Source organism: Streptomyces sp. NPDC057253 (assembly GCF_042669125.1).
Classification (GTDB): domain Bacteria; phylum Actinomycetota; class Actinomycetes; order Streptomycetales; family Streptomycetaceae; genus Streptomyces.
In genome coordinates, this window is the sequence record NZ_JBHUXV010000066.1 from 18,875 (window position 1) to 45,857 (window position 26,983).

The window sequence follows — 26,983 nt, forward strand, 5'->3', positions numbered from 1 at the left end:
CGGTTGAACGCGGATTCCATCGCGGGGCGGCTCGTCGAGCCGTACGGACGACGCGGGGGCCCGCCAGGCCGCAGCACAATGGCGATCGCCCATGGCGCCGGGCTCCAACGTCACCCCCCATCAGAGAGGTCCCCGCAGCGTGTCCAGCTTCCTCAGCAGACGACGTGTCCTCACCACCGGTGCCGGTGCCGCGCTCGGTCTCGGCGCGGTCGGTGCCACCACGGCCACCGCCTCGGCCGCCCCCGCCCGGCACACCTCCGGCCCCGAGGAGACCCGCACCCTCGACGAGCTCTACCAGGCCGCCCTCAAGGAGGGCGGGAAGCTCGTCGTCTACGCCGGCGGCGACACCCCCACCCAGCAGGACGGCACGAAGGCCGGCTTCAAGGCACGCTTCCCCGACATCGACCTGACGCTGATCGTGGACTACAGCAAGTACCACGACGTCCGCGTCGACAACCAGTTCGCGACGAACACCCTCGTCCCCGACGTCGTCCAGCTCCAGACCCTCCAGGACTTCGTCCGCTGGAAGCGGCAGGGGCGCCTGCTGCACTACAGGCCGGCCGGGTTCTCGAAGGTGCACGACGGGTTCAAGGACCCGCAGGGCGCCTGGGTCGCCGTGGCGGCGATCGCGTTCAGCTTCATGTACGGTCCCCAGGCCGTGGGGTCCGACGCCCCTCGCACCCCGCTCGACTTGGTCGACCCGAGGTGGAAGGGCGCCATAGCCTCGTCGTACCCGCACGACGACGACGCCGTCCTCTATCTCTACAGCCTGTATGCGCGGACCTACGGCTGGTCGTGGGTGGCCCGACTCGCCGCGCAGGACGTGCGGTTCGCACGGGGCAGCAACTCTCCCGGCGACGCCGTCCGCGCCGGGCAGAAGGCGATCGGGGTCGGCGGTTCGGGCAGTCTCGTCGCGCCTTCCTCGTCCCCCGTGCGCTTCGTCGTACCGGAGGAGCACCCCTTCATGGCCTGGGGCCAGCGTGCGGCGATCCTCCAGCAGGCCGCGAACCCCACGGCCGCCAAGCTGTATCTCAACTGGCAGCTGTCCACGGCCACCCAGCAGAACGCGTTCAACGGCTGGTCGGTACGGACCGACGTCACCCCGGGGGGCTCCCTGAAGCCGATTTGGGAGTACCCGAACGCCCACCTGGACGGCTTCCCGAAGTTCATGGCGGACCGCGCCGAGGTGGAGCGCTGGAAGCAGACCTTCGCCCTGTACTTCGGCGAGGTGAAGGGCGACCCCACGCCCGGTTGGCTCGGCCTGCACCCGGGAGCCTGACCGCACGAGCGCTCTTCACACCGCTCATACAGCCGGTGGATAGACTCGGACCCCCTGTCCCGATGGATCTTTCGTTCAGGGGGTTCGTCGTGTACGACCACCGCGCCCTGCGGCACGTCCCGCACCTCGTGTTCTTCGTGGTCGTCGGCTCCGCGCTGGTCCGGCTCGCCGAGCTGCACCTCGCGCTGTGCTGGGACATCGTGATCCTCAGCGCACTGCTCGCCACGACGTACGCGGCCGGACTGGCCCTGGGCGAGAGACTGGGACCGCTCGCCCGGCATCTCTGGGTGGCGGTCCTCGTCGCGCTGTGGACGTGGCTCGTGCTGCTCACCCCGGCCGTGCTGACCGAGGCCTACGTCTGGTGCGCCCTGCCCCTGGCCTGCGCGGCCCTGCGCGCACTCGGCCGCCGGGCCGCGGCGGTGGCGGTGGGCGCCGTGACACTGGTGCTGATCGGCCAACTCACCCGCAGCGCGGGCGGGTTCGACGCGGAGAAGGTGCTCATCCCGGTGGCCGCCGTGTGGGGCACGGTGGCCCTGTACCGGGCCCAGCAGCGCGCCGCCGCCGAACGCCAGCGCCTGGTGGAGGAGTTGCGCGGCACCCGTGACGTGCTGGCGCGGGAGCAGCGGCGGGCCGGGATGCTGGCGGAACGCGAACGCATCGCCCGCGACCTGCACGACACGCTCGCCCAGGAGCTCTCCGGCAGCCTGATGCTGCTCCAGGCCGCCGAGCGGGACTGGGAGCATCGCCCGGACACGGCCCGGACCCGGGTCCGCGCGGTGGCCGACGGTCTGGACGTGAGCCTCGCGGAGACCCGCCGCATGATCCGCGACCTCACTCCCTCCGTGGTCGCCGAGGAGGGCCTCCAGGGCTCCCTGCGCCTGCTGTGCCTGCGCGCCCAGCAGGACGGCACGGCGCCGCGCGTGCTGTTCCGCGCCACCGGGGTCCACCGCCCCGAGCTGGACGACCGGGCCGCCACCGCCCTGTTCCGGGTGGCGCAGGGCATGCTGGCCAATGTGCGCGAGCACGCGCGCGCCGGCAGCCTGCTGGTGACGCTGCACCACGGCACGGACCGCGTCGACCTCGACGTGTGCGACGACGGTGTCGGCCTCGACCTCGCCCGCGTCGACGGCCCGTCCGCCACGGGCCGCGGCTTCGGGCTCCCGGCGGCCCGGGCGCGGCTTCGGGAGTACGGCGGTGATCTCGCCGTCGAGGGCGGGCCCGGCCGGGGCACCCGGATCCGGGCCACCGTCCCCGCCCGGGTGCGCTCCGAGGCGCCGGCGGCGACGACCAGGCCGGCGGCGGTCCGGTGACGGCGTCCCCGCTGCGCCTGATCGTCGCCGACGACCACGCCGTCGTACGGGCCGGGCTGCGTGCGCTGCTGGAGGGCGAGGCGGATCTCGACGTCGTCGCGGAGGCCGCCGGTCCCGAGGAGGCCGTACGCCTCGCCGTCGAACTGGCGCCTGATGTCGTCCTGATGGACCTGCGGTTCGAGGGCGTGGGCGGCGGTACCGGGCCTGCCGACGGCGTCGAGGCGGTGCGCGCGCTGGCCGCCCGGGCTCCGGACGTGCCGGTGGTGATGCTGACCAGCTATTCCGGACGCGTCGACGTGGTGCGTGCGCTGGAGGCCGGTGCGCGCGGCTATGTGCTGAAGGCCGGACCGCCGGAGGACCTCTTCCGGGCCGTGCGCAGTGCCGCGGTGGGCGGGATGGGGCTCGCGCCCGAGGTGGTCGGCGATCTGGTCGGCCAGGTGGTCGACCCGGCACCGGAGTTGACCCGCCGGGAGCGGGAGGTCGTCCGGCTGATGGCCGACGGCCACAGCAACCGCGCCATCGCCGCGTCCCTGTACCTCAGCGAGGCCACCATCAAGACCCACCTGGTCCGCGTCTACCGCAAGCTCGGTGTCGACAACCGAGCGGCGGCGGTCTCGGAGGCGGTCAGGCGGGGCTTGCTGGAACTGACGTAGGACGCGGTCCGGGTGCCGGTGGGGCCGCCGACCGGTCCTCCTACGCGCCGGGCGGTATCTCCTGAGACCTCGGGGAGATGCCGCGCACCTTGGCCACGGCCACCGCCATCTGCTGCCGTACCTCCTCCGCGACCGGTGTGCCGTGGACGGCGCCCATCAGGTTCTCGGCGAGATGGTGCAGCTTGGTGTTGGTGTTCTGGGAGGCGGTGACCAATACCGTCCAGGCGTCCTCGGAGCTCAGCCCGAAGGAGGCCATCACGATGCCGCGGGCCACGTCGATGGACGGCCGGGTCCGCATCGCCCGGCGCAACTGGGCGACCTCCAGACGCAACTCCTCGTCGACGTCCACCTCCAGCTCCAGCTCCGGCTCCGGCTCCGGGTCGCCGTCCGACGTCACGGGGCTGTCCGATCCCGCCGGACCGTGCGCGCCCTCCGCCTTGAACAGCTCCCCCGCCCCCGTCAGGTCGAGCAGCCGTTCGACGGCCGGCCCGCAGGAGCGGACGGTGACCGTCTTGCCCTGGTCGAGGGCCACCCGGCGCAGGTCCAGCAGGACGTTGAGCCCGGCGCAGTCGCAGAAGCCGACGCCTTCGAGGTCCAGGTCGACGCCGGTGGCCGAGCGGTCGAGGGCGGCGTACAGCTCCGGCTGGAGCCACTGGGCGCCGATGTCCAGCTCGCCCCGGCAGATGACGTCCACCCGGTCGCCGGCCGCCACGGCCTCGATGGAGGCCAGACACGGCGGACGGGTGTCCGCCGTGGTGAGGGGCTGCGCCGAGTGCGCAGGTTCCGGCATGGCCCTCTCCCTCATGTGCTCCGTTGCCTCGCTCACCAGATTCGCTGTGTCCACCCACATACGTCAACTAATACATGAAATTTAGTTCCGGTTTTTGGATGCGTGAATGTGTGGTCGCTAGAGTTGAGCCATGGATGGAGTGCCCCAGCCACACACCGGATGGACGTTCGTCACCAATCACGCACGGGTCCTGGCCGCGATCGCCGACAACCACAGCGCCCGGATCCGCGACATCGCCGCGCACTGCCGGCTCACCGAACGCGCCGTACAGAAGATCATTTCCGATCTGGAGCAGGACGGGTACCTCTCACACGTCCGGGAGGGCCGCACCAACACCTACCGCATCGAGTCCGGCCAGGTGCTGCGCCATCCCGCCGAGGCGGGCCTGACGGTGGCGTCCCTGCTGTCCCTGCTAGTCCAGGACGAGGCGATCCGTTCCACCGGTCCCGAGAGCCCCGGCGGGATCCCGGAAACATCGCGTCCCTGACAGCCCGGCCTCAGGCCGGCGCGCCGAACCACCGGGGCAGGTGCTCGAGGAGTGCGTCCTGGTCCTCGCCCACCCACGCCACATGGCCGTCCGGCCGCAGCAGCGCCGCGGGCACGTCCAGCTCCGCTGCGGTGTCGACGACGTGGTCGACCCGGTCCGCCCAGCCCGCCGTCGAGAGCCGGCCGGTCCGGTCGAGCAGCAGGCCGCGGCCGCCGTGGGTCAGCTCGTAGAGGCGGCCGCTCGTGAGCGGGATGTCCCGCAGGCGCCGGCCGAGGAGCTCATGGCCCGCGCCGAAGTCGTAGCGGACGCCGATCGCGGTGAGTTTCTCGATCAGGTACCGGTTCACCTCGTCGAAGTCCATCAGCTCCGACAGCAGTCGGCGAACCGCCTGCGGCCCCGGTTCGGCGGACAGCAGCTCCATGCCCGCCCGGGTGGTGTTCAGCACGTCGGCGGCCACCGGGTGCCGTTCCGCGTGGTAGCTGTCCAGCAGCCCCGCCGGAGCCCAGCCGGCCACCTCCGCGGCCAGCTTCCAGCCAAGGTTGAACGCGTCCTGGATGCCGAGGTTGAGCCCCTGCCCGCCCACCGGCGGGTGGACGTGCGCCGCGTCCCCGGCCAGCAGCACCCGGCCGACGCGGTAGCGCTCCGCCTGCCGGGTGGCGTCGCCGAAGCGGGACAGCCAGCGCGGTGAGTGCACGCCGAAGTCGGTGCCGGCGACCGCCCGGAGCTGCCGCCTGAACTCGTCGAGGGTCGGCGCGACCGTACGGTCCTCGCTCACCCCCTCGGCGGGTACGACGACCCGGTACAGCCCGTCCCCGACGGGGGCGAGGCCGAACAGCTTCCGGGTCCGGCGGATCTCGGTGACCACGGCCGTCACCGTCTCCGGCGGCACGCCCACCTCCATCGCGCCGAGCAGTGTCTCGGCCCGCGCGGGGATGCCGGGGAAGCCGACGCCGAGCAGCTTGCGCACGGTACTGCGGCCGCCGTCGCAGCCGACGAGGTGGCGCGAGCGCAGCCGGGTGCCGTCGGCGAGTTCGGCGGTGACGCCGGTGCCGTCGGCGTCCTGGCTCAGTCCGACCAGTTCGCAGCCGCGCCGGATCTCGGCGCCGAGCTCGACGGCCCGCTCGGCCAGCAGGCGGTCGGTGACGGGCTGCGGGATGCCGAGGGTGTAGGCGTGCGCGGTGTCCAGCCGCTCGGGCAGGGGCTTCACGACCCCGGCGAGGAGGCCGCCGACCGGGCTCCGCTTCCCGTGCGCCAGGAACCGGTCCAGCAGGCCCCGCTGGTCCAGCACCTCGATGCTGCGGACGTGCAGTCCGAGCGAGCGCACGATGGCGGTCGGCTCCGCCTCCTTCTCCAGCACGACCACCCGGACACCGTGCAGCCGCAGCTCGGCGGCCAGCATCAGCCCGGTGGGCCCGCCACCGGCGACGATCACGTCGAACACCGCGTCCTTCACACCCCCTGCGGCTGGAGATAGCGCGCCAGCAGGTCGTCCAGGGTGACCAGGCCGGTGAGGGTGCCGGACCCGTCCCGTACGACCGCGAGGGACGCCCGGTTGCGGCGCAGGAGGTCGATCGCGTCGGCGACCTTGGTGTCCTCGGTCAGTTCCGGGACCGGGCGGGCCAGGGTGCGCGCGGTGGCGGTGCGGCCCCGGGCCCGGGCGACCAGGGCGTCCCTGGCGTGCAGGGAACCTAGGACCCGGTCGTCCTCGCGGACCAGCATGCGGGTGCGGTCGTGGGCGGCCGCCGTACGCAGGACGGTGTCGAGGTCGGCGGTGCCGGGCACCGAGGTGATGTCCGCGGCCGGGATCCGGACGTCGCCGACCGGGGTCTCGGGCTCGGTGAGCGAGCGGGTGAGCAGCTCCGAGTCGGTCTCGCTGATCAGTCCGAGCCGCTCCGACTCCTCGACCAGGTGGGTGAGTTGCTCACGGTTGTGCACCGAGGCGAGTTCGTCGCGCGGGGTCACCCGGCACAGCCGTACCAGCGCGTTGCTCAGTTTGTTGAGCACCGAGATCAGCGGCCGGACCACCTTGACGACACCCCGGAAGGGCGGCGAGAGCAGCATCGCGGACCGCTCGGGGTGGGCGATGGCCCAGGACTTGGGGGCCATCTCGCCGACCACCATGTGCAGGAACACCACCACGACCATGGCGACCACGAAGGCCACGCCGTAGCTCAGGGCCGGGGGCAGGCCCAGGTCGTGCAGCAGCGGGTCGAGTTCGTGGGAGATCGCGGGCTTGGAGACCGAGCCGAGGCCCAGGGTGCAGACGGTGATGCCGAGTTGGGCACCGGCCAGCATCAGCGACAGCTCGCGCATCCCGGCCAGTGCCGCCTTGGCACCGCGCCGCCCCTGGGCCGCCGCCTTCTCCATGCGGTGCCGCTTGGCGGCGACCAGCGCGAACTCGGCGGCGACGAAGAACCCGCTGCCGATCAGCAGCAGGACGGTGACGAAGAGGGCCGTGGGAAAGCTCATGCCTGGCCCACCCTGACGTGGAGCGCCGTCGGGATGCTCATGCCTCGCCCACCCTCTCGATGCGGACCCGCTCCGGCACATGCCGGTCCAGCGTGCGTACGTCGATCACCGCGCGTCCTGCGTCGAGCAGGTCGACGGTGACCCGGTCGCCGATCGCCGGGAAGCGGCCGAGGCGGTCCACGACCAGTCCGGCGACGGTGTCGTAGTCCTCCTCCTCGGGGAGTTCGATACCGGTGGCGTCGGCGATCTCGTCGAGGCGGCGGCCGGCGTCGACCAGCCAGCCCTGGCCGTCGGGCACGGCGAGTTCGGTGACGGTGTCGCTCTCGTCGGCGATGTCGCCGACGAGTTCCTCCGCGATGTCCTCGTAGGTGACGATGCCGGCGATCCCGCCGTGTTCGTCGAGGACGACCGCGAACTCGTCGTCCCGCTCCCGCATCTGCTCGACCGCCTCCGGCAGCGGCAGCGTGTCGGGCAGCAGCAGGGGCTTGCGGGCGAGGGAGCCCGCGGTGGACCGGGCCAGCTCCTCGGCCGGCAGCCGCATCAGTTCGCGTACGCCGAGGACGCCCGGGACGTCGTCGGGGTGGTCGCCGAGGACCGGGTAGGTGGAGTGGCCGTGCTCGGCGATCAGGTCGACGGCCTCGGCGGCGGTGGCGTCCTTGCGGACGAAGACGGCGTCGACGCGCGGCACCATCACCTCGTCGAGGGTGCGCTCGGAGAACTCCAGGGCGTGGTCGAGGAGTTCGGCGGTGTCTTTGGGCAGCTCGCCCTGCTCGTGGGACTCGCCGATAAGGTGGCCGAGCTCCTCCAGAGTGGCGCCGTGGTGGAGTTCCTCGACGGGTTCGATGCCGACCCCGCGCAGGAGGCGGTTGGCCGCGCCGTCGAAGACGCGCACCAGCGGGCCGACGACCTTGAGATAGCCGAGCGTGGAGGGCGCGAGGGCCTTGGCGAGCCGCTCGGGGACGGCGATGGCGAGGTTCTTCGGGGCGAGTTCGCCGAGGACCATCTGGACGACGGTGGCCAGCACGAAGGCCAGTACGACGGAGATGCCGCCGACGGCGCCCTCGGGGATGCCCATACCGGTCAGGGCGGGCTTCAGCAGCGCGGAGACCGAGGGCTCGGCGATGAATCCGACGACCAGTCCGGTGACGGTGATGCCCAGTTGGGCGCCGGACAGCATGAACGACAGCCGCTCCAGCACCTTGAGCGCGCGGGCGGCCTTGCGGTCACCGGCGTCCGCCTGGCGGGAGAGGGCGAGCCGGTCCGCGGAGACGTACGCGAACTCCTGCGCGACGAAGTAGCCGGTGCCCGCGGTCAGCAGGAAGACGGCGAGCAGGCCGAGGAGGGCACTGGTGGTACTCAACGGCGGGTCGATCGCGGCGGATGGGAGTCCGTCGGTGGGGCGGACACGGGTGTACTCCTTCAGTAGGGGGGTGCGTCGGATGAACGACCGGGGCGGAAGCGGCGTTCCCAGGTCTACCAGCCGGGCGGCGGAACCGCCCGGCGATCACACGGCGGCCGGCGCCGGGCCGACCAGTTCGGACAGGACGTCCTCCATGGTCACGAATCCGAGGACGGCGCCCGTCTGTCCCGTCACCGCCGCCAGATGGCTCCCGTCGGCGCGCAGCGCGGTGAGGGTGTCGTCCAGCGGGGTGTCGATGCGGACCCGGGTGACCGGGTGCAGCGCGGAGCGCGGGAAGGGCCGGTCGCGGTCGGTGACGCCGAGGGTGTCCTTGATGTGCAGATAGCCCAGCAGGGTGCCGTCGGGCCCGGTGACCGGGAAGCGGGAGTACCCCGCGTCGGCGGCCACCCGCTCCAGCCGGGCCGGGGTGACCGAGACATCGACGGTGCGCATCTTGGGGACCGGGACGAGGATCTCGCCGACCGGGCGGGTGCCGAGCTCCAGGGCGTCCCGCAGCCGTTCGCCGTCGGCCGGCGAGAGCAGCCCGGCCTCGCCGGCCTCGACGACCATGCGGGCGAGCTGGTCGTCGGTGAAGACCGACTCGACCTCGTCCTTCGGTTCCACCCGCAGCAGCTTGAGCAGGGTGTTGGCGAAGGCGTTGATGCCGAACACGAAGGGCCTGAGCGCGCGGGTGAGGGCCACCAGGGGCGGTCCGAGGAGCAGCGCGGTCGGCACGGGGGCGGCGAGCGCGATGTTCTTCGGGACCATCTCGCCGATCAGCATGTGCAGATAGGTGGCCAGCGACAGGGCGATCACGAAGGCGATCGGGTGCACCAGGCCGGGCGGGACGTGGGCCGCCTCGAAGCCGGGCTCCAGCAGGTGGGCGATGGCCGGTTCGGCGACCGCGCCGAGCACCAGCGAGGAGACGGTGATGCCCAGCTGGGCGGTGGCCATCATCGCGGAGAGGTGTTCGAGACCCCACAGGGTCATCCGGGCCCGCTTGTTGCCGTCACGCGCGCGTGGCTCGATCTGGCTGCGGCGCACGGAGATCAGGGCGAACTCGCCGCCCACGAAGAACGCGTTGGTCAGCAGGGTGAGGGCGCCGACGAGCAGTTGGACGGTGGTCATCGGGACTCCTCCCCCGCGGGGACCGGCACCCTCGACGGTTCGGTGATGCGGATCAGGTCGGCGCGGTGGTGGTCGACGTCCAGGACCTCCAGGCGCCAGCCGTCCAGGTCGAGGTCGTCGCCCTTGGCGGGGATGCGCGCGAGGCGGGTGGCGACCAGTCCGGCCACGGTCTCGTACGGCCCCTCGGGCGCCGTGAGCCCTATCTCGGCGAGCCGGTCGACGCGGACGGAGCCCTCGGCCTCCCAGGCCCCGGCGCCGGCGGGCCTGAGGTCGGGCCTCTCGACGGGGTCGTGTTCGTCACGCACCTCGCCGACGACCTCCTCGACGATGTCCTCGACGGTCGCGACACCCGCGGTGCCGCCGTACTCGTCGATGACGACGGCCATGGTGCGGGTGGCGCGCAGCCGCTCCAGGAGCCGGTCGGCGGGGAGGCTGTCCGGGACCAGCAGGGGTGCGGTGGCCAGTTCGGTGACCGGGGTGACGGTCCGCTTCCCGGGCTCCAGGGCGAGCACGTCACGGATGTGCACGGTGCCGACGACCTCGTCCAGGCTGTCGCGGTAGACCGGGAAGCGGGACAGGCCGGTGGCGTGGGTGAGGTTCGCGGCGTCGGCCGCGGTCGCGTGGGCTTCGAGGGCCTTGACGTCGACGCGCGGGGTCATGACGTTCTCGGCGGTGAGCTCGCCCAGGTGCAGGGTGCGCACGAACAGCTCGGCCGAGTCGGCCTCCAGGGCGCCCTCGGCGGCGGAGTGCTCGGCGAGCGCGACCAGTTCCTCGGGGCTGCGGGCGGAGGCCAGCTCCTCGGCGGGCTCCAGGCCGAAACGTCGTACGACGGCGTTGGCGGTGTTGTTGAGGTGGCGGATGAAGGGGCCGAAGACGGCGGTGAAGGCGCTCTGGGGACCCGCGACCACCTTGGCGACGGCCAGCGGGCGGGAGATGGCCCAGTTCTTCGGCACCAGCTCGCCGACCACCATCAGCACGACGGTGGACAGGGCCACGCCCAGCGCGGTGGCCACCGGTGCGGCGGCCCCGCCCAGGCCGACATCCGCCAGCGGGCCCTTGAGGAGGGCAGCGAGGGAGGGTTCGGCAAGCATGCCGATCACCAGGGAGGTGACGGTGATGCCGAGCTGGGCGCCGGAGAGCTGGAAGGTCAGCCGCCGCGCGGCCTTGAGGGCGCCCTCGGCGCCGCGCTCACCGGCCGCGGCGGCCCGCTCCAGGTCACCGCGCTCGACGGTGGTCAGCGAGAACTCGGCGGCGACGAACACGGCGCAGGCCAGCGTCAGCAGGAGGGCCAGCAGGAGCAGCAGGATCTCGGTCACCGGGCCGCCGCCCTGCCCTGGTGCGGGTGGGACGCGGCTCGGCTGGTACTGGGAGGCTCACCCATTGCGGGTCCGTGGCTCCTTCAGGTCGGGACGACTTTCCCCCAATGGTAAAGGACAGGCAAAGCAGGTTGGCAAGGGGCGGCCGGATAATTTTCTACGCACCTGTAGAAAGGCGCTACAGGGGGGTCGCCGCGTGCAGCACCAGGGCTAGCGTCAGGGCGGAGTTCGCGGAGGACATCGCCGACATGGCCGTACCGGCGGCCGCCGTCCAGGCCGCCGCGCCCACCGCGGTGAACAGCGAGGGCCAGGTGCGGGTCGCGGGGGCGGGACCCAGCAGGGCGGCCACCCGGCGCGGCACCGGGCCGGGCAGCGCGAAGCCCGCGAGGGCCGGGTCCGGCGCGGGACGGGAGATCAGGGCCGCCCTGCCGATCGCCCGGGCCACCGTGCGGCGGTCGCCGACGGCCTTGGCCGCCTCCTCGTCGGCCCAGCGTTCCGTGGTGTACGAGACGGCCGTGCGCAGGGGCCGCAGGAAGGGGTTGGCGTCCGCGGCGAGACGGGCGACCAGCAGGAAGCGGTGGTGGCGGGCGGCCAGGTGGGCGCGCTCGTGGGCGAACAGGGCACGGCGTTCGGCGGGGCGGAGTCCCGCGAGCAGGGCCGTGGTCACGACAACGCGGTCACGGGAGCCGCCGGGCAGGGCGTAGGCGTACGGCAGCGGGTCGTCGAGCACCGCGACCTGCGTGTCCGGCAGGCCGGCCAGCGCCCGGTGGGCCCCGCGGCGCGTCCGGCGGTGCCGCCACAGCGTGCGCGCACACACCGCGGCCACGGCGAGCAGCACGGGGATGGCGGCCTGGCCGGCCACCTCGTCGTACGGCACCGCCTCCCGCACCTCCCGGTCGGACCAGCCGTCGGGCAGCGGGTTGCCGGGCAGCTGCGCGGTGCCGACCACCATGAGCAGTCCGAGACAGACCGTGCTGCACAGGGCCATCACCCCGGCCACGGCGGTCAGCAGCCGGGTCGCGACGCGCGGGTGCAGATGCTGTTCGGCGAGCCGGGCCACCGGCCACGCGGTGAGCGGCAGGACCAGCGGCAGAAAGACGAACACCCCCATGAGGCCTCAGTCTTCCCCTTCGTCCCGCGCCTGACCCAGCAGCTCCCGCAGCAGCTTCTCGTCGTCGGCGTCCAGCGAGGTGACGAAGCTGGCCAGTACCGCCTCCCGGTCGCTCTCCCCGTCCAGCACCCTGCGCATCCGGTGCGCGGCGAGCCCCGCCTCGTCCGCGACCGGCGTCCACACGAAGGAGCGGCCCGAGCGCTCCCGGGTCACCACGCCCTTGGCCAGCAGCCGGGTCAGGATGGTGATCACGGTCGTGTAGGCGAGGCCGCTGCCGAGGCGTTCCTGCACCCAGCCGGCGGTCGCCGCTCCGTCCGCCTCCCGCAGGGCCGACAGGACCTGCGTCTCCAGCTCACCCTGTCCCCGCCGGGGACGCCGGTGATCCGTCATGCCCTGTCTCCCTTCCGCTGCCGCGCACGTCACGGGCGGTCCATGGTAAGGACACCCGGCGGGGGGTGCGGGGTACGCTGCCGGTCCGGCGGGCGTCTCGTCCGGCTTCGGTGTCCACCCCTGACGGAGGCCTTCCATGTTCGGACTGAGCGAGCTCGTGATCATCCTGATCGTCGTCATAGCGGTCATCGCCGTCAAGAAGGGCCCCGAGCTGGTCCGTTCGGCGGGCAAGTCGGCACGCATCCTCAAGGCGGAGGCCCGCGCGACGCAGGACCCGCAGCCGGCGCCCCAGGTGATCCCGGGCGAGGTGGTCGAGCCCGGGGAGGCGGCGGGGCCGCGGTCGCGGGAGACCGGCACGGCCTGATCAGCCGGGGCCGCGCGGCGGGTGAGGCCCCGGACAGTGCGTCACGGCCCGCAAGACGGCCGCCGCGGCTCACAAGGCCGGGCGCGGCGGCTCAGAAGGCGGGCGTCGCGGCTCGGGAGGCGCGCACCGCGGCTCGGAAGACGGCCGTCACGACCCCGGAGTGCCGGGCGGCACGGCCCGGGAGTGCCAGGCGTCACGGCCCCGGAGTGCCGGCCGTCACGACCCCGAAGTGCCAACGTCACGAACCCGGAGTGCCGGGCGTCACGGCCCCCAAGTGCCGGTCTTTCGTCGACCCGGCTGCCGGACGGGCCCCGGATGGCCCATGATGAGCGGGCCATGCACCGATCCGTCACGACGACTCGCGCGCCCTGGCCCGTGCTGCGGGCCGCGGTGTTCGCCGTCGTCGGCACGTTCCTCGGGGTCAGCGCCCATCATCTGCTCGCCGAGGGGCCGGTGCCCTGGACACGCGGTGCCGCAGCGGCGGCCGTGCTGTTCGCGGTGGGTCTCATCGGCGTCCAGCGACCCCGCAGCCTGGCGACCGTGGTGACGTGCAGTGTCGCGGGCCAGTCGGGTCTGCATCTGTGGCTGACGCTCACGGCGGCCGCCCAGCACTCCGACGGGCATGGCCACGGTGCCCGGCCGGCCTGGCACGAACAGCTCCACGACTCCTTCGCCATGACGGCGGCCCACGCGCTGGTCGCCGCGCTGGTCGCGGTGCTGCTGCACCGCGCGGACGCGGTCTGCTGGACGCTGGCGCGCGGGGTGACGGCGGCGATCGACGGGGCGCGGGTCCGACTGGCCGCCCTGCGGCTGCTGTTCGCCCGGCCCGCGGCACCCGGGCCGACGGCCGCACTCACCGTCGTGCCGGCGCACGACGAACGACCGCTCACCGCACGGCCGTTGCTGGCGCACGCGGTGGTACGGCGGGGTCCTCCGGCGACGAGCGCGGCTCTCGTCCACTGACCCCACCGGGGACGCCGCTCCGGCCCACGCCGGACGGCCGCCCCGCCATACCACCTGCCTGGAGATCTGCATGTCCCGTATCACCCTGCCCCGCCTGTCCGCCGCCGTCGCCGCGGCCGCGACCGCCGTGGTGCTGACCGCCGTTCCGGCCGCCGCCCACACCGAGGTCGAGGCCGACAAGGCCCAGGCCCTCGCGGAGAACGTCACCCTCACCTTCCACGCCGAGGCCGAGTCCGACAGCTCCGGGATCAAGCAGCTGCGGGTGGTCCTGCCCGAGGGCATCGCCCCCGCCGACGTCACCTACGCGAAGGGCCCCGCGGGCTGGAAGTTCACCACGAGCAAGGACGGCTACAGCGTCGGGGGCAAGGAGCTGAAGACCGGCGCGAGCGCCGAGTACTCCGTGGTCGTACGGCAGTTGCCGGACGCGGAGGAGGTCGCGTTCAAGACCCTCCAGGCCTACGGCGACGGGCATGTCGACCGCTGGATCGAGCTGGACGAGAACGGCGAGAACCCGGCGCCCACGCTCAAGCTGAAGGCGGCGGCACCGGGCGCGAAGCCGGTCGCCCCCTCCCCGAGCGTCGACGAGAGCCCGTCCCCCGCGGACCCGACCCCGACCCCCGAGGAGACGACCCCGGCCGCCTCCCCGCAGGCCGCCGCCACCACCGAGGAGGACGACGGCGGCCTGTCCGCGGGCGCCTGGACCGGCATCGGCGCGGGAATCCTGGTGGCGGCGGCCGCGGTGGTCTTCGCGGTACGGCGTCGGGGCGGCGCCGGGGAGTGACCCACCGCACGCCGTGCGCGGGGACCGGGCTCCCCGCGCGCCACTCCGTCCCGGTGATTTCCCGTGCGTCCCGGATGAATCCGCCGTCCCCGGGTAGGCCAGCCACACCGCCTACCCGGAGACGGAGTGCCATGACCTGTGCGAACTCCCCTGCACGGCACGGGACCTGGGCGGTGGCGCTCGCCGTCACCGCCCTCGTCCTCACCGGAGCCTGCGACGACCAGGACGGCGGCGGGGACGGCGGCGCCTCCCGGACGGCCCGGTCCTCCGCCACCGGATCGGCGGTCCCGACCGCGGCCGGGACCTCGCCGTCGCCGTCCGCCTCCCCGACCCCCACCCGCACCGCGCCCGAGGATCCGGAGCGGGCCGAGCAGGACATCCGGGAGGCGTGGACGGTCCTGTTCGCCCCCGGCTCCTCGCTGGACGAGCGCAGTGCCGTCGTCGAGGACGGCGAGGAGAACGCCCTGATGATCGACAACCTCTTCCGCGACCCGAGCGGCAGCAAGCTGCGCGCCGAGGTGACCTCGGTGTCGTACACCTCCGACGTGAGCGCCGAAGTGGCCTACGACCTCGGCCTGGACGACCGCCGGCTCGACACCGGCGGCCCGGGGACGGCCGTACTCCAGGACGGCCGGTGGAAGGTCGGGCTGCGGACGGTGTGCGCGCTGACCCGGCACGCGCAGGACGCCCCCGAGGCGCCTAGCTGTGTGGTGCCGTCGTCCCCCGATCCTGCCGGAACAGGTCGTTGAGCTCCGTCTGGGAGAGCTGGTCGGCGGCGTAGGAGAAGGTGCCGCGGTCGGCCAGCTCCCGTGCCGCGTCGAGCAGTCGGCGGTACATCGCGCGGGCGATGCTGCCGCCGACCGTGACCCGTCGCACGCCGAGTTCGCGCAGGTCGTCCAGGGAGAGCGCGTTGCCGGTCAGGCCCATGACCACGTTGAGCGGGCCGTCGATCTGGCGGACCAGGGTGCCGATGGTCTCCGCGTCGGCCGCGCCCGGGACGAAGGCGCAGTCGGCGCCGGCCTCCAGGTAGGAGTTGGCCCGCCGTACGGCCTCGTCGAGCGGGCCGCCGACCAGGAGCACATCGGTGCGGCCGACCAGGACGAACGGCTCGCCGTCGCCCGCGAGGGTCTCGCGGACGGCGCGCACACGGTCGACGGCGAGCTTCTCGTCGTAGAGCGGGCGGCCGCGGTCGCCGGTGAAGTCCTCGATGTTGCCGCCGGCGGCTCCCGAGGCGAGCGTCAGCGCGACGGTCTCGGCCACCGTCTCGGGCGACTCGCCGTATCCGTCCTCCAGGTCCGCGCTCAGCGGTACGGCGAGCCGGTCCGCCATCTCCCGGACCCGGCGCAGCATGGTGGCGCGGTCGACGCGGTCCTCGGGCGGCTGCTCGGCGAAGAAGTCGTGGTCGGGGCGGCCCAGGGAGAACGCGACGCCCGCGCTGGTGGTCGCCACGGCAGGGAACCCGGCCGCCTCCAGGATCCGGGCGCTGCCCACGTCCCACGCGTTGGGGAGCAGGAAACAGCCCTCCCGGTGCAGTTCGACGAAGCGCTGCGCCTTGGCTCGGCGGTCGGTGTCCACGCGGTCCTTCCCGGCCCGTCGCCCCTCGACGGACTCAGGGCGAAGGTACGCCGCGGGACCCGCGGGCGGCAGCCGACGGCTCAAGTGCGCGCGCCTCCACGCACAGCGACGCACACCGCACGGATAACGAGTCCCTCTCCGGGCACTCGGAGAGGGACCCTCCGGATCCGCGAGGAGCGACAGTGGCGACAGGGCGACTCCCCGATCACGAGCAGCGCATCCTGGACGAGGTGGAGCGCGCTCTGCGCCGCGACCGCCGTCTGGACCGCCGACTGCGCACCCACCGGCTGCGCCGGTGCCCCGACCTCTCCCGGGTCACCCACTACCGGCCGCATGTGATGACCGTGGGGCTGCTGCTGACGGTGGCGATCACCCTGCTGGTGCTGGGGATCGTCACCGCCCGGCCCGCGGTCATCTGGTCCTTCGCGGCCGTCTGGCCACTGGCCCTGTTCGCGTCGTTCCGCCTGGTGTGCCGCTGGACGGAACGCTGACCGTCCGCCCCGGCCTCCGGTCAGTCCTGCCCCGGCTCGAAGGCCGACTCGATCGGCCGCTCGTCCACCAGGACCCGCCCCCGCGGCGGCCCGCCGAGCAGCGCCCGTACGGCGGTCAGCAGGTCCGGCGCGACATGCTCGGCCCGTGCCGTCTCCTCCGGCCGGGTCCGCTCGTCCGGTACGAGGATCCCGTGCGCGCCCACCCGGGCCGCGGCCTCGGCGTCCGCGGCGGTGCCGACGACCGCGCAGTCGCCCGGCGCGGTGCACACCCGGCCCGCCGCCCAGAGGATCAGGCCCGGTTCGGGCGGACGGCAGTGGCAGCCGTCGTCGGGACCGTGCGGGCACACGCCCCAGATGTCGAAGGGGCCGAGGAGTTCGTCCACACGGTGGTTGAGGGCCCGCACGCCGGCGTCGTCGAGGCGTCCGTCGCCGGGCCGTACGGCGACGAACCCGGTACGGACGTCGTACAGCCGCAACAGGTCGAGCGCCTCACGGGCCCCGGATGCCGGGCGCACCTGGTCCGGGTCGAGGGCGTCCTCGACGAGAAAGCTGTCGCGGTCGAACAGGACCGTACGCACGCGCGTCATGCGCGCCACCTCCCGGCTCTCGCGTGCACTCCTTCCCCTCCCGGGTAACCGGTCGGGGCCGGTCCATGCGGCGGCCGTTGATCTACCAGGTCAGGTGGAGGCGGTACGGCGAGCGGTGGATCAAGGTCGGCCGCATGGTGACGGGCTCCTCGTCGGCGAGGCGCAACCCGGGCAGTCGGGCGGTGAGTTCCCGGAGAGTGAGGCGCAGTTGTTCGCGGGCCAGTTGCGAGCCGGGGCAGCCGTGCGCACCGAGGCCGAAGGCGAGATGGCGGCCGGGCGGGCGGGTGATGTCGAAGACGTCGGGGCGCGGATGGCGGTCGGGGTCCCGGTTGGCGCCGCCGAAGGCCAACAACACGCTCGCCCCGGCGGGCAGTTCGGTGCCGGCCAGGGTGACCGGGCGGGTCGTGACCCGGCGGAAGCCCTGGAGCGCGGTGTCGTAGCGGGCGGCCTCCTCGACGGCCGCCGGTATCCGCTCCGGCTCGGCGCACAGCAGCTCCCACTGGTCCCGGTGCCGCAGCAGGTGCAGGACGGTCGTGCCGATGAGCGCGGTGGTGGTCAGATGGCCGGCGATCAGCAGGTTCTGGAGGTGGGCGACGAGTTCGTGCCGGTGGTCCAGGGTCAGCTCGCCGGGCTCGGTGAGGGAGGCGACGAGTTCGGTGCACAGGTCCTCGCGCGGCTTGTCGTGCCGCTCGCGCACATAACGGTCCAGGAGATGCTGCATCGCCACCACGTCCTCGGCGGCGGCGACCTGCTCGCTCTCCTCGAGCGGCCGGAACAGCAGTTCCTCGGCGCGGTGCCCGCCGTGCACGACGGCCGGGACGTCGACGGGGTCGAGGCCGACGATCCGTCCGATGACATCGCCGGGCAGCTTGCGGGCGTACGCCGACATCAGCTCGACCCGGCCGTCCCCGGCGAACCCGTCGACGAGGGCGGCGGCGCGCTCGGCGGCGTAGGGAAGGACGGCGGCGACCCGCGCCGGGGAGAGCCCGCGCACGATCGGCGCGCGCAGCCGCAGGTGCGCCTCGCCGTCGGCGGTGACCACGACCGGGCGCCCGCCGAACCCGCCGCCGAGGACGGCGAACGCGGCGGGTGACGGCAGCACGTCGGGCAGCAGCGCGTTCGCCGACGAGAAGTCCTCGGGGCGGCGCAGCACTTCGCGGACGTCGGCGTCCCGGGCGACCAGCCAGGCGTCGAGCTCGGCGACCTGCGTCAGGCCTTCGGTGTGCCGCGCCCGTGCGTAGTGCGGGTACGGATCGCTCAGCAACGCGTCGAGCCTGCCGTGCCGTTCGCTGTCCACGAGACGCCCCCCTGCGGCCTGCGGTGCGGTCGGGCTCATGGTGCCGTACGGAGGCGGAGGTGTACACACGGCGAGCACGCGGACCGGGTGCCGTACGACTCCCCGCCCGCGGTCTGCTGCGCCATGTATGTGAGCTGCCCGTGAAATCCCCGCTGAGCAGGCCCGATTCCCTAAGATCGGCCCGTGGTCACCTTCCTTCTCGAACGTACGGCCCCGCTCTCCCCGGAGGAGGCGTGGCGCCGCCTCACCGAGTGGCCCCGCCACGGCGAGGTCGTCCCCCTCACGCGCGTCACCGTCGTGCCGCCCGGTCCGACGGCCGAGGGCACGCTGGTGGTGGCCCGTTCGGGAGTCGGCCCGCTCTCCTTCGACGATCCGATGGAGGTCACGGTCTGGCGCCCGCCGGCGGAGGGCGTCTCCGGCCTGTGCCGGATGGAGAAGCGCGGCCGGGTGGTGCGGGGCTGGGCCGAACTGGAGGTGCACCCGGGCCCGGGCGGTCGGGCCCGGGTGATCTGGCGCGAGAAGCTGGGGGTGCCCCTCGTCCCCGGCGCGCTGCTGGGGCCGGCCGCCCGGTCGGTGTTCGGGCGGGCCCTGAACCGGCTGCTGCGCGGAACGTGACCTCGGCGGACGTGCAACAGTGGGCGTCATGACGGCAGTTGCCGGTACGACGGCGGTAGGGGCGGACGAGGTCGAGGCGCTCGCGGCGGACGGGCTGCGGTGGCTGGTGGCCGCCGCACGCGACACGGAGGACGGTGCCCTCGCCTGGCCGTCCGCGCCCTCGGAGAAGGCGCCGAGCCCGATCCTCTACGACGGCACGGCCGGGATCGTCCCCGTGCTCCTGGAGGCGTGGCGGCACTTCGGCGACGACTCCTGGGCCGATCTCGCCCTCCGCGCGGGCCGCGGACTCGCGGCCGCCGCCGACGGCCTCGACGACGACTCCCTGTACTTCGGCCGGGCCGGCGTCGCGCTGGTCCTGCACACCGTGCACGACGAACTCGGCGACCCCGCCTGCGGCGCGGCGGCCGGCCGCGCGATGACGCTCGTGCGCTCGCGCTTCGACGGGGAGCGCTGGGGCGAGCTGTTCGAACTGATGGGCGGCAACGGCGGGATCGGCCTGGCCGCCCTGGCGGTCGGCGACCCCGAGTTCGCCGTCCTCGCGGTGGAGCCCTATCTGCGGGCGGCGGAGCGGACCGAGTGGGGCGTCACCTGGCCGCACCGCCCGGGCCCGGAGGCGCGCTTCCACCACATGTCCCACGGCACCCTGGGCTTCGCCTACGCCCTGGCCCGGATCGGACACGCGACCGGCCGCACCGACCTCGTCGAGTCGGCGCTGGCCGGGGTCGCGGACGTCGTGGCCCGCGACGAGGGCGGTCCGGACGGCTTCCTGGTCCGGCACTCCACCCCGCAGTACCTCCCGGACCTCATCGAGCCGATCAGCTACGGCTGGTGCCACGGCCCGGCCGGCGACGCCCAGATCTTCCGGCTGCTGCGCGACACCCTGGGCGACCCGGCCTGGGCCGCCCTCGCCGACCGCTGCTGGCACACCGTCACGCACTCCGGGCTGCCGCGGCGGCTGCGCCCCGGGTTCTGGGACAACCAGGGCCGCTGCTGCGGCACGGCGAGCGTCCTGGCCCTGGCCTCGGACCGGATCGCGGAGGGGCAGGAGGCGTACGACTTCGCGCGGATCCTGGTCGGCGACCTCACCGACCGCGCGGTCCGGGACGGCGACGGCGCCCGCTGGTCCAACGTCGAGCACCGGGCCACCCCGAGCGACCTGGAACCCCGCACCGGGTGGGCGCAGGGCACCGCGGGCATCGTGCGTGAGCTGCTGCGGTACGTCCGGCTGAGCCGGGGCGGCGACGCCGGGTACGCCTTCGCCTGGCCGGACCAGCCGCCGGTGTCCGCTCAGGCCACGGAGTCGATCCGCCGGGCCGGGACCGACGTCACGTCGTGATGGATCGGGGTGTGCGCGCCGGTGAGGGAGACCCCGCTGCCGCCGCGCCGGTTCGCGACGATCTCCGCGGCGATCGACAGGGCCGTCTCCTCCGGGGTGCGGGCGCCCAGGTCCAGGCCGATGGGTGACCGCAGACGCGCCAACTCCATTTCGGTGACACCGACTTGGCGGAGACGTTCGTTGCGGTCGAGGTGGGTGCGGCGGGAGCCCATGGCGCCGACGTAGGCGACCGGGAGCCTGAGGGCCAGTTGCAGCAGGGGCACGTCGAACTTGGCGTCGTGGGTGAGGACGCACAGGACCGTGCGGGCGTCCACCGACGTCCGCTCCAGGTACCGGTGCGGCCACTCCACCACGATCTCGTCCGCCTCCGGGAAGCGGGTCCTCGTCGCGAACACGGGGCGCGCGTCGCACACCGTGACGTGGTGGCCGAGGAACTTGCCGACCCGTACCAGCGCCGACGCGAAGTCGATCGCGCCGAAGACGATCATCCGGGGCGGCGGCACAGAGGACTCGACGAGCATGGTGAGCGGGGTCCCACAGCGTGAGCCCTGCTCTCCGATCTCCAGGGTGCCGGTGCGGCCGGCGTCCAGGAACGCGCCCGCCTCCGCCGCCACCGTGCGGTCCAGCTCGGGATGGGCGCCGTAGCCGCCGTCGTAGGAGCCGTCGGGGCGGACCAGCAGCGCCCGGCCCAGCAGCTCCGCCGGGCCCGACACCACACGGGCCAGCGCCGCCGCCTCGCCCGTCGACGCGGCGGCCAGAGCCGTGGTGAGCACCTCACGGACGGGATCTCCCACCCGCACCGGCGTCACCAGGATGTCGATGATGCCACCGCAGGTCAGGCCGACCGCGAAGGCGTCGTCGTCGCTGTAGCCGAAGCGTTCCAGGACCGTCTCGCCGTCCTCCAGCGCCTGTTGGCACAGCTCGTACACCGCGCCCTCCACACAACCGCCGGAGACCGAGCCGATCGCCGTGCCGTCGGCGTCGACCGCGAGGGCCGCGCCGGGCCGGCGAGGGGCGCTGCCGCCGACGGCCACCACGGTGGCCACGGCGAAGTCACGTCCCTGCTCGACCCACCGGTGCAGCTCTTCGGCGATGTCCAGCATCTCTCGGTCTCCTAACGGAAGTCGTGTACAGGGGGCGGCTAGTGCACGCCCATCCAGCTCTCAAGGGGATGGAGGGCGAAATAGACGAAGAAGATCACTGTCAGGGCCCACATGAACGCCCCGATCTCCCGCGCCTTGCCCTGGGCGACCTTGATGGCGACGTACGAGATGACGCCCGCCGCGACGCCCGCCGTGATCGAGTACGTGAACGGCATGATCACGACCGTGAGGAACACCGGGATCGCCGTCGCCCGGTCCGCCCAGTCCACGTGCCGCGCGTTCATCATCATCATCGCGCCGATGACCACGAGGGCGGCGGCGGCCACCTCGCCGGGCACGATCGCCGTGAGCGGGGTGAAGAACAGACAGGCCGCGAAGAACAGTCCGGTGACGACCGAGGAGAGCCCGGTGCGGGCGCCCTCGCCGACGCCGGTGGCCGACTCGACGAACACGGTCTGGCCCGAGGCCCCGGCGACGCCGCCGATCGCGCCGCCCGCGCCGTCGATGAACAGCGCCTTGGACAGGCCCGGCATGCGGCCCCGGTCGTCGGCGAGCCCGGCCTCGGTGCCGACGCCGATGATGGTGGCCATCGCGTCGAAGAACCCGGCGAGCACCAGCGTGAACACGATCATGCCGACCGTCATCGCGCCGACCTGGCCCCAGCCGCCGAACTCGACCTTCCCGAAGATCGAGAAGTCGGGCATCGAGACCGCGCTGCCGTGCAGTTCGGGAGCGCCGCTCGCCCACTGCTTCGGGGCGATGGCTCCAGCCGTGTTGAGCACGACGGCGAGTACGGTTCCGCCGAGGATCCCGATCAGGATGGCCCCGGGGATCCCGCGCGCCTGGAGCATGAAGATCGCGAGGAGGGTGACGGCGAACAACAGCACGGGCCAGCCCGCGAGTTCGCCGGTGGGGCCGAGCGTCACCGGGGTGGCCTTGCCCTGGTGGACGAAGCCGGCCTTGTAGAAGCCGATCAGGGCGACGAACAGGCCGATGCCCATGGTGATGGCGTGCTTGAGGGCCAGCGGGATGGCGTTCATGATCATCTCGCGCAGGCCGGTGACGACCAGCAGCATGATGACCACGCCGTACATCACGCACATGCCCATGGCCTGGGGCCAGGTCATCGCGGGGGCGACCTGCGAGGACAGTACGCCGGAGACGGAGAGGCCGGCGGCGAGGGCGAGGGGCACCTTGCCGAAGAAGCCCATCAGCAGCGTGGTGAAGGCCGCCGCGAACGCCGTCGCGGTGATCAGCGCCTTCTGGCCGAGGGTGTCCCCCGCCACGTCCTTGCCGGACAGGATCAGGGGGTTGAGCAGGAGGATGTACGCCATCGCCATGAAGGTGGTGACTCCGCCGCGCACTTCACGCGCGACGGTGGATCCTCGCCGGGATATGTGGAAGTACCGGTCGAGCCAGGACCGGCCGGCCGGGACGCGGGTGCCTTCTCCCGCGTCGTCGGCGGTGGTCGCCGGCTCGAGTTGCTGTTGGGTCATGTGGGCCTACTCCCAAGGTTCACAGGGGCACCCGCAACCGCCTTCGCGGCGGCGGGATTTGGGAAGGTGGTGCGGCCGCACGACCCGGGGGACGGCCCGAGACGAACGATCTGAGTGCTCCGGGCGACGCGGCGAAGTGTGACGTTCCCTGCGCCGCCCGGAGAGCCTTGCTATGCCGTGCCCGTGAGATGTTCCGGACGTACGGGCGTCCGGTTCAGCTCCAACCCCGTCGCGTTGCGGATCGCCGCGAGGACGGCCGGAGTCGAGGACAGGGTGGGTGCCTCGCCGATGCCGCGCAGCCCGTACGGCGCGTGGTCGTCGGCGAGTTCGAGCACGTCGACGGGGATGGTCGGCGTGTCGAGGATCGTGGGGATCAGGTAGTCCGTGAAGGACGGGTTCCTGACCTTCGCCGTCACCGGGTCGACGATGATCTCCTCCATCACCGCGACGCCGAGGCCCTGGATGGTGCCGCCCTGGATCTGCCCCACGACGGACAGCGGGTTGAGGGCCTTGCCGACGTCCTGGGCGCAGGCCAGCTCGATCACCTTGACCAGACCGAGCTCGGTGTCGACCTCGACGACCGCGCGGTGGGCGGCGAAGGAGTACTGGACGTGTCCGAAGCCCTGCCCGGTGCGCAGGTCGAAGGCCTCGGTGGGCCGGTGCCGCCACTCCGCCTCGACCTCGACGGACTCGTCCTCCAGCACCTCGGCGAGATCGGCGAGGACCTCACCACCGTCGGTGACGACCTTGCCGCCCTCCAGGAGCAGCTCGGCGGTCGCCCAAGCCGGGTGGTACGAGCCGAACTTGCGGCGCCCGATCTCCAGGACCTTCTCCCGGACCAGCTCGCAGGAGTTCTTCACGGCGCCACCGGTGACGTACGTCTGCCGGGAGGCCGAGGTGGAACCCGCCGAGCCCACCTGGGTGTCGGCCGGGTGGATGGTCACCTGGGCGACGCCGAGCTCGGTGCGGGCGATCTGGGCGTGGACGGTGACACCGCCCTGGCCGACCTCCGCCATGGCGGTGTGCACGGTGGCGACGGGCTCACCGCCGACGACCTCCATACGGACCTTGGCGGTGGAGTAGTCGTCGAAGCCCTCGGAGAAGCCGACGTTCTTGATGCCGACCGCGTAGCCGACCCCGCGCACGACGCCTTCGCCGTGGGTGGTGTTGGACAGACCGCCCGGCAGCTGTCGTACGTCCGCCTCCTCGCCCGCGGAGAGCCACTGCTGCTCCGGAGGAAGGGGCATCGCCTTGACGCGGCGCAGGAGTTCGGCGACCGGGGCCGGCGAGTCGACGGGCTGCCCTGTCGGCATGATCGTGCCCTGTTCCATGGCGTTGAGCTGCCGGAACTCGACCCGGTCCAGGCCCACCGCGTCGGCGAGCTTGTCCATCTGGGCCTCGTAGGCGAAGCACGCCTGGACCGCGCCGAAGCCGCGCATCGCGCCGCAGGGCGGGTTGTTGGTGTAGAGCGCGATGGCCTCGATGTCGACGTCGTCGACCACGTACGGGCCGATCGACAGCGAGGAGGCGTTGCCGACCACGGCCGGAGAGGCGGAGGCGTACGCGCCGCCGTCCAGGACGATCCGGCACTTGACGTGGGTCAACTTGCCGTCGCGGGTGGCCCCGTGCTCGTAGTACAGCTTGGCCGGGTGGCGGTGGACGTGGCCGAAGAAGGACTCGAAGCGGTTGTAGACGATCTTGACGGGCTTGCCGGTGCGCAGCGCGAGCAGACAGGCGTGGATCTGCATCGACAGGTCCTCGCGGCCGCCGAAGGCCCCGCCGACGCCGGACAGCGTCATCCGGACCTTGCGCTCGGGCAGGCCGAGGACGGGCGCGATCTGCCGCAGGTCGGAGTGCAGCCACTGGGTGGCGATGTAGAGGTGGACGCCGCCGTCCTCGTCCGGCACCGCGAGCCCCGACTCGGGGCCGAGGAAGGCCTGGTCCTGCATGCCGAAGGTGTACTCGCCGCTGACGACGAAGTCGGCCCGCCCGGCGGCCTGTTGCGCGTCCCCGCGGACGATCGGCTGGCGGTGCACGATGTTCGGGTGCGGGACGTGCCCGATGTGGTGGTCGTCGCGGTTCTCGTGGACGAGGATCGCGTCGGGGGCGGTCGCGGAGGCCTCGTCGGTGATGACGGGCAGCTCGCGGTACTCGACCTTGATCTTCGCGGCGGCGCGGCGGGCCGTCTCCGGGTGGTCGGCGGCGACGATGGCGACCGGCTCGCCGTGGTGGCGGACCTTGCCGTGGGCGAGGACCGGGGTGTCCCGGATCTCCAGGCCGTAGTGCTTCACCTCCGTCGGCAGGTCGTCGTACGTCATGACGGCGTACACGCCGGGCAGGGCGAGGGCCTCGCTGGTGTCGATGGACACGATCTCGGCGTGGGCGACGGTCGAGCGGAGGATCTGCCCCCAGAGCATGTCCTCGTGCCACATGTCGGAGGAGTACGCGAACTCGCCGGTGACCTTGAGGGTGCCGTCCGGGCGGAGCGTGGACTCGCCGATGCCGCCCTTGGTCTGGGAACCCTGGGTGATCTTGGTGGGGGTGCCGTTGGGAGTGGACATCAGACCGCCTCTCCCTGCCGGGCGGCCGCGAGGCGGACCGCGTCCATGATCTTCTCGTAGCCGGTGCAGCGGCACAGGTTCCCCGAGAGCGCCTCGCGGATGTCCGCGTCGCTCGGGTTGGGGTTGCGCTCCAGCATCTCGTCGGCGGCGACCAGCAGCCCCGGCGTACAGAAGCCGCACTGGACGGCACCGGCGTCGATGAACGCCTGCTGGATCGGGGCGAGTTCGACGCCCTCTCCGGTCTGGGAGTCCTGCCCCGCGGCCGCGTGCTGCCCGCAGGACCGCTGCTTGGCGTAGTCGGCGAGGCCCTCGACGGTGACGACCTCGCGCCCCTCGACCTGCCCGGCGGCGACCAGGCACGAGCACACCGGGACGCCGTCCAGCCGCACGGTGCACGACCCGCACTCGCCCTGCTCGCAGGCGTTCTTGGACCCCGGCAGCCCGAGCCGCTCACGCAGCACGTACAGCAGGGACTCGCCCTCCCAGACGTCGTCGGCTTCCTGCGGACGTCCGTTGACCGTGAAATTGACGCGCATTACGCGGCTCCCTCCGTGCGGGCGGCGGTGCCGCGGTACGACTCCCAGGTCCAGGTCAGCGTGCGGCGGGCCATGATGCCGACCGCGTGGCGGCGGTAGCTCGCGGTGCCCCGGACGTCGTCGATCGGGTTGCAGGCGGCGGCGCACAGGTCCGCGAACTGCTTGGCGACCGACGGCGTGATGATCTTGCCGTTGTCCCAGAACCCGCCCTCCTCCAGGGCCGCGTTCAGGAACTCCTCGGCGGCCTTGGCCCGCACGGGCGTCGGCGCGGCCGAACCGATCCCGGTCCGCACGGTCCGCGTCCCGGGATGCAGCGCGAGGCCGAACGCGCACACGGCGATGACCATGGCGTTCCTGGTGCCGACCTTGCTGTACTGCTGGGGCCCGTCGGCCTTCTTCACATGAACCGCGCGGATGAGCTCGTCGGCCGCCAGCGCGTTGCGCTTCACGCCGGTGTAGAACTCGTCGATCGGGATGAGCCGCGATCCCCGTACGGACTCCACCTCGACCTCGGCGCCGGCCGCGAGCAGGGCGGGGTGGGCGTCACCGGCCGGGGAGGCGGTACCGAGGTTGCCGCCCACGCCGCCGCGGTTGCGGATCTGCGGGGAGGCCACGGTGTGCGAGGCGAGGGCGAGGCCCGGGAGCTCGCCGCGCAGGTTCTCCATGATGTGCGTGTACGGCACGGAGGCGCCCAGCCGCACGGAGTCCTCGCCGACCTCCCAGTCGGTCAGCTCGCCGACGCGGTTCAGGTCGAGCAGGTACTCGGGCCGCCGGTGGTCGAAGTTGATCTCGACCATCACGTCGGTGCCGCCCGCGATGGGCACAGCGGTGGGGTGCTCGGCCTTCGCGGCGAGCGCCTCCTCCCAGCTGGCGGGGCGAAGGAAGTCCATGACCGGCTCTCTTCTTCGTCTCGTGATCGTACGGATCGAGCCAGATCGTGTGCGGC

General features: G+C 73.0%; 27 protein-coding genes. 11 read left to right on the forward strand and 16 right to left on the reverse strand.

The window, feature by feature from the left end:
• Positions 1–139: 139 nt before the first annotated feature.
• From ACFULQ_RS30030 to ACFULQ_RS30040, 3 genes are all read left to right on the forward strand, one after another.
• Entirely contained in the window at positions 140–1,279 is a 1,140-nt protein-coding gene (locus ACFULQ_RS30030; RefSeq protein ID WP_383549822.1) for an ABC transporter substrate-binding protein, read from the forward strand.
• 62 nt (positions 1,280–1,341) lie between these two features.
• A complete protein-coding gene (locus ACFULQ_RS30035) occupies positions 1,342–2,589 on the forward strand; it encodes a sensor histidine kinase (protein WP_383549825.1) in 1,248 nt (415 codons plus the stop codon).
• On the forward strand, positions 2,586–3,242 hold the full coding sequence (locus ACFULQ_RS30040) for a response regulator (protein WP_383549828.1): 657 nt from the start codon (positions 2,586–2,588) through the stop codon (positions 3,240–3,242). Before ACFULQ_RS30035 ends, ACFULQ_RS30040 begins: the two co-directional genes overlap by 4 nt.
• Before the next feature lie 40 nt (positions 3,243–3,282).
• Here ACFULQ_RS30040 and ACFULQ_RS30045 read toward each other — a convergent pair whose 3' ends face one another.
• A complete protein-coding gene (locus ACFULQ_RS30045) occupies positions 3,283–4,032 on the reverse strand; it encodes an ANTAR domain-containing protein (protein WP_383549830.1) in 750 nt (249 codons plus the stop codon).
• 130 nt (positions 4,033–4,162) lie between these two features.
• On the opposite strand from ACFULQ_RS30045, the gene ACFULQ_RS30050 reads away from it, so the two are divergent.
• Positions 4,163–4,519: a helix-turn-helix transcriptional regulator gene (locus ACFULQ_RS30050; RefSeq protein ID WP_383549833.1), complete on the forward strand. Its 357-nt coding sequence runs from the start codon at positions 4,163–4,165 to the stop codon at positions 4,517–4,519.
• A 10-nt stretch (positions 4,520–4,529) separates the two neighbouring features.
• On the opposite strand, the gene rox is transcribed toward ACFULQ_RS30050, so the two are convergent.
• The 7 genes from rox to ACFULQ_RS30085 all read right to left on the reverse strand — a co-directional run bounded on the left by rox (position 4,530) and on the right by ACFULQ_RS30085 (position 12,332).
• Positions 4,530–5,960, reverse strand: coding sequence for a rifampin monooxygenase (gene rox, locus ACFULQ_RS30055; RefSeq protein ID WP_383549909.1), 1,431 nt, complete (start codon positions 5,958–5,960; stop codon positions 4,530–4,532).
• A gap of 8 nt (positions 5,961–5,968) precedes the next feature.
• On the reverse strand, positions 5,969–6,988 hold the full coding sequence (locus ACFULQ_RS30060; RefSeq protein WP_383549835.1) for a hemolysin family protein: 1,020 nt from the start codon (positions 6,986–6,988) through the stop codon (positions 5,969–5,971).
• 37 nt (positions 6,989–7,025) lie between these two features.
• On the reverse strand, positions 7,026–8,348 hold the full coding sequence (locus tag ACFULQ_RS30065; RefSeq protein ID WP_383549838.1) for a hemolysin family protein: 1,323 nt from the start codon (positions 8,346–8,348) through the stop codon (positions 7,026–7,028).
• 144 nt (positions 8,349–8,492) lie between these two features.
• On the reverse strand, positions 8,493–9,515 hold the full coding sequence (locus ACFULQ_RS30070) for a hemolysin family protein (RefSeq protein ID WP_383549841.1): 1,023 nt from the start codon (positions 9,513–9,515) through the stop codon (positions 8,493–8,495).
• Positions 9,512–10,831 carry a hemolysin family protein gene (locus ACFULQ_RS30075; RefSeq protein ID WP_383549844.1) on the reverse strand — a complete coding sequence of 440 codons (1,320 nt, stop codon included), beginning with the start codon at positions 10,829–10,831 and terminating at the stop codon, positions 9,512–9,514. Before ACFULQ_RS30075 ends, ACFULQ_RS30070 begins: the two co-directional genes overlap by 4 nt.
• A 178-nt stretch (positions 10,832–11,009) precedes the next feature.
• The gene (locus ACFULQ_RS30080) at positions 11,010–11,942 is read right to left on the reverse strand and encodes a M56 family metallopeptidase (protein WP_383549846.1); all 933 of its coding nucleotides are present in this window, start codon (positions 11,940–11,942) and stop codon (positions 11,010–11,012) included.
• Positions 11,943–11,948: 6 nt separating this feature from the next.
• Positions 11,949–12,332: a BlaI/MecI/CopY family transcriptional regulator gene (locus ACFULQ_RS30085; RefSeq protein ID WP_383549849.1), complete on the reverse strand. Its 384-nt coding sequence runs from the start codon at positions 12,330–12,332 to the stop codon at positions 11,949–11,951.
• 136 nt (positions 12,333–12,468) lie between these two features.
• Between ACFULQ_RS30085 and ACFULQ_RS30090 the strand changes: the two genes are divergently transcribed.
• From ACFULQ_RS30090 to ACFULQ_RS30105, 4 genes are all read left to right on the forward strand, one after another.
• Positions 12,469–12,696 (forward strand): twin-arginine translocase TatA/TatE family subunit, encoded by a 228-nt coding sequence (locus ACFULQ_RS30090; protein WP_383549851.1) that lies wholly within the window; start codon positions 12,469–12,471, stop codon positions 12,694–12,696.
• 336 nt (positions 12,697–13,032) lie between these two features.
• Entirely contained in the window at positions 13,033–13,659 is a 627-nt protein-coding gene (locus tag ACFULQ_RS30095; RefSeq protein ID WP_383549854.1) for a hypothetical protein, read from the forward strand.
• A 70-nt stretch (positions 13,660–13,729) separates the two neighbouring features.
• Positions 13,730–14,440: a DUF1775 domain-containing protein gene (locus ACFULQ_RS30100; RefSeq protein WP_383549857.1), complete on the forward strand. Its 711-nt coding sequence runs from the start codon at positions 13,730–13,732 to the stop codon at positions 14,438–14,440.
• Between the two features lie 131 nt (positions 14,441–14,571).
• On the forward strand, positions 14,572–15,189 hold the full coding sequence (locus tag ACFULQ_RS30105) for a hypothetical protein (RefSeq protein WP_383549859.1): 618 nt from the start codon (positions 14,572–14,574) through the stop codon (positions 15,187–15,189).
• On the opposite strand, the gene ACFULQ_RS30110 is transcribed toward ACFULQ_RS30105, so the two are convergent.
• The gene (locus tag ACFULQ_RS30110; RefSeq protein WP_383549862.1) at positions 15,140–16,015 is read right to left on the reverse strand and encodes an isocitrate lyase/phosphoenolpyruvate mutase family protein; all 876 of its coding nucleotides are present in this window, start codon (positions 16,013–16,015) and stop codon (positions 15,140–15,142) included. The genes ACFULQ_RS30105 and ACFULQ_RS30110 overlap by 50 nt on opposite strands.
• A 182-nt stretch (positions 16,016–16,197) precedes the next feature.
• Here ACFULQ_RS30110 and ACFULQ_RS30115 point away from each other — a divergent pair, with 182 nt between their 5' ends.
• Complete coding sequence (locus ACFULQ_RS30115) at positions 16,198–16,506, forward strand: DUF3040 domain-containing protein (RefSeq protein WP_383549864.1); 309 nt, start codon at positions 16,198–16,200, stop codon at positions 16,504–16,506.
• 20 nt (positions 16,507–16,526) lie between these two features.
• Here ACFULQ_RS30115 and ACFULQ_RS30120 read toward each other — a convergent pair whose 3' ends face one another.
• Together ACFULQ_RS30120 and ACFULQ_RS30125 are read right to left on the reverse strand one after the other, a co-directional pair.
• Complete coding sequence (locus tag ACFULQ_RS30120) at positions 16,527–17,093, reverse strand: HAD-IIIA family hydrolase (protein ID WP_383549867.1); 567 nt, start codon at positions 17,091–17,093, stop codon at positions 16,527–16,529.
• Between the two features lie 82 nt (positions 17,094–17,175).
• Positions 17,176–18,390: a cytochrome P450 gene (locus tag ACFULQ_RS30125; RefSeq protein ID WP_383549912.1), complete on the reverse strand. Its 1,215-nt coding sequence runs from the start codon at positions 18,388–18,390 to the stop codon at positions 17,176–17,178.
• A gap of 183 nt (positions 18,391–18,573) precedes the next feature.
• Here ACFULQ_RS30125 and ACFULQ_RS30130 point away from each other — a divergent pair, with 183 nt between their 5' ends.
• Positions 18,574–19,005 carry an SRPBCC family protein gene (locus ACFULQ_RS30130; protein ID WP_383549870.1) on the forward strand — a complete coding sequence of 144 codons (432 nt, stop codon included), beginning with the start codon at positions 18,574–18,576 and terminating at the stop codon, positions 19,003–19,005.
• A gap of 28 nt (positions 19,006–19,033) precedes the next feature.
• A complete protein-coding gene (locus ACFULQ_RS30135; protein ID WP_383549873.1) occupies positions 19,034–20,341 on the forward strand; it encodes a lanthionine synthetase LanC family protein in 1,308 nt (435 codons plus the stop codon).
• Here ACFULQ_RS30135 and ACFULQ_RS30140 read toward each other — a convergent pair.
• The 5 genes from ACFULQ_RS30140 to ACFULQ_RS30160 form a co-directional block, all read right to left on the reverse strand.
• Positions 20,293–21,444 (reverse strand): XdhC family protein, encoded by a 1,152-nt coding sequence (locus tag ACFULQ_RS30140; RefSeq protein ID WP_383549876.1) that lies wholly within the window; start codon positions 21,442–21,444, stop codon positions 20,293–20,295. The two genes, ACFULQ_RS30135 and ACFULQ_RS30140, sit on opposite strands and share 49 nt — an antisense overlap.
• Before the next feature lie 38 nt (positions 21,445–21,482).
• Positions 21,483–22,940 (reverse strand): NCS2 family permease, encoded by a 1,458-nt coding sequence (locus ACFULQ_RS30145; protein ID WP_383549878.1) that lies wholly within the window; start codon positions 22,938–22,940, stop codon positions 21,483–21,485.
• Between the two features lie 170 nt (positions 22,941–23,110).
• Positions 23,111–25,501 (reverse strand): xanthine dehydrogenase family protein molybdopterin-binding subunit, encoded by a 2,391-nt coding sequence (locus ACFULQ_RS30150; protein ID WP_383549881.1) that lies wholly within the window; start codon positions 25,499–25,501, stop codon positions 23,111–23,113.
• Positions 25,501–26,037: a (2Fe-2S)-binding protein gene (locus ACFULQ_RS30155; RefSeq protein ID WP_383549884.1), complete on the reverse strand. Its 537-nt coding sequence runs from the start codon at positions 26,035–26,037 to the stop codon at positions 25,501–25,503. Before ACFULQ_RS30155 ends, ACFULQ_RS30150 begins: the two co-directional genes overlap by 1 nt.
• A complete protein-coding gene (locus tag ACFULQ_RS30160; RefSeq protein WP_383549886.1) occupies positions 26,037–26,927 on the reverse strand; it encodes an FAD binding domain-containing protein in 891 nt (296 codons plus the stop codon). Before ACFULQ_RS30160 ends, ACFULQ_RS30155 begins: the two co-directional genes overlap by 1 nt.
• Between the last annotated feature and the right edge of the window lie 56 nt (positions 26,928–26,983).

Coding starts and splice junctions, on each gene's coding strand:
- ACFULQ_RS30160 (WP_383549886.1), bottom strand. CDS start 26,927: ATGGACTTCCTTCGCCCCGCCAGCTGGGAGGAGGCGCTCGCCGCGAAG.
- ACFULQ_RS30085 (WP_383549849.1), bottom strand. CDS start 12,332: ATGACGGATCACCGGCGTCCCCGGCGGGGACAGGGTGAGCTGGAGACG.
- ACFULQ_RS30145 (WP_383549878.1), bottom strand. CDS start 22,940: ATGACCCAACAGCAACTCGAGCCGGCGACCACCGCCGACGACGCGGGA.
- ACFULQ_RS30095 (WP_383549854.1), top strand. CDS start 13,033: ATGCACCGATCCGTCACGACGACTCGCGCGCCCTGGCCCGTGCTGCGG.
- ACFULQ_RS30140 (WP_383549876.1), bottom strand. CDS start 21,444: ATGCTGGACATCGCCGAAGAGCTGCACCGGTGGGTCGAGCAGGGACGT.
- ACFULQ_RS30120 (WP_383549867.1), bottom strand. CDS start 17,093: ATGACGCGCGTGCGTACGGTCCTGTTCGACCGCGACAGCTTTCTCGTC.
- ACFULQ_RS30155 (WP_383549884.1), bottom strand. CDS start 26,037: ATGCGCGTCAATTTCACGGTCAACGGACGTCCGCAGGAAGCCGACGAC.
- ACFULQ_RS30050 (WP_383549833.1), top strand. CDS start 4,163: ATGGATGGAGTGCCCCAGCCACACACCGGATGGACGTTCGTCACCAAT.
- ACFULQ_RS30135 (WP_383549873.1), top strand. CDS start 19,034: ATGACGGCAGTTGCCGGTACGACGGCGGTAGGGGCGGACGAGGTCGAG.
- ACFULQ_RS30090 (WP_383549851.1), top strand. CDS start 12,469: ATGTTCGGACTGAGCGAGCTCGTGATCATCCTGATCGTCGTCATAGCG.
- ACFULQ_RS30045 (WP_383549830.1), bottom strand. CDS start 4,032: ATGCCGGAACCTGCGCACTCGGCGCAGCCCCTCACCACGGCGGACACC.
- ACFULQ_RS30035 (WP_383549825.1), top strand. CDS start 1,342: ATGGATCTTTCGTTCAGGGGGTTCGTCGTGTACGACCACCGCGCCCTG.
- ACFULQ_RS30150 (WP_383549881.1), bottom strand. CDS start 25,501: ATGTCCACTCCCAACGGCACCCCCACCAAGATCACCCAGGGTTCCCAG.
- ACFULQ_RS30070 (WP_383549841.1), bottom strand. CDS start 9,515: ATGACCACCGTCCAACTGCTCGTCGGCGCCCTCACCCTGCTGACCAAC.
- ACFULQ_RS30060 (WP_383549835.1), bottom strand. CDS start 6,988: ATGAGCTTTCCCACGGCCCTCTTCGTCACCGTCCTGCTGCTGATCGGC.
- ACFULQ_RS30105 (WP_383549859.1), top strand. CDS start 14,572: ATGACCTGTGCGAACTCCCCTGCACGGCACGGGACCTGGGCGGTGGCG.
- ACFULQ_RS30080 (WP_383549846.1), bottom strand. CDS start 11,942: ATGGGGGTGTTCGTCTTTCTGCCGCTGGTCCTGCCGCTCACCGCGTGG.
- ACFULQ_RS30100 (WP_383549857.1), top strand. CDS start 13,730: ATGTCCCGTATCACCCTGCCCCGCCTGTCCGCCGCCGTCGCCGCGGCC.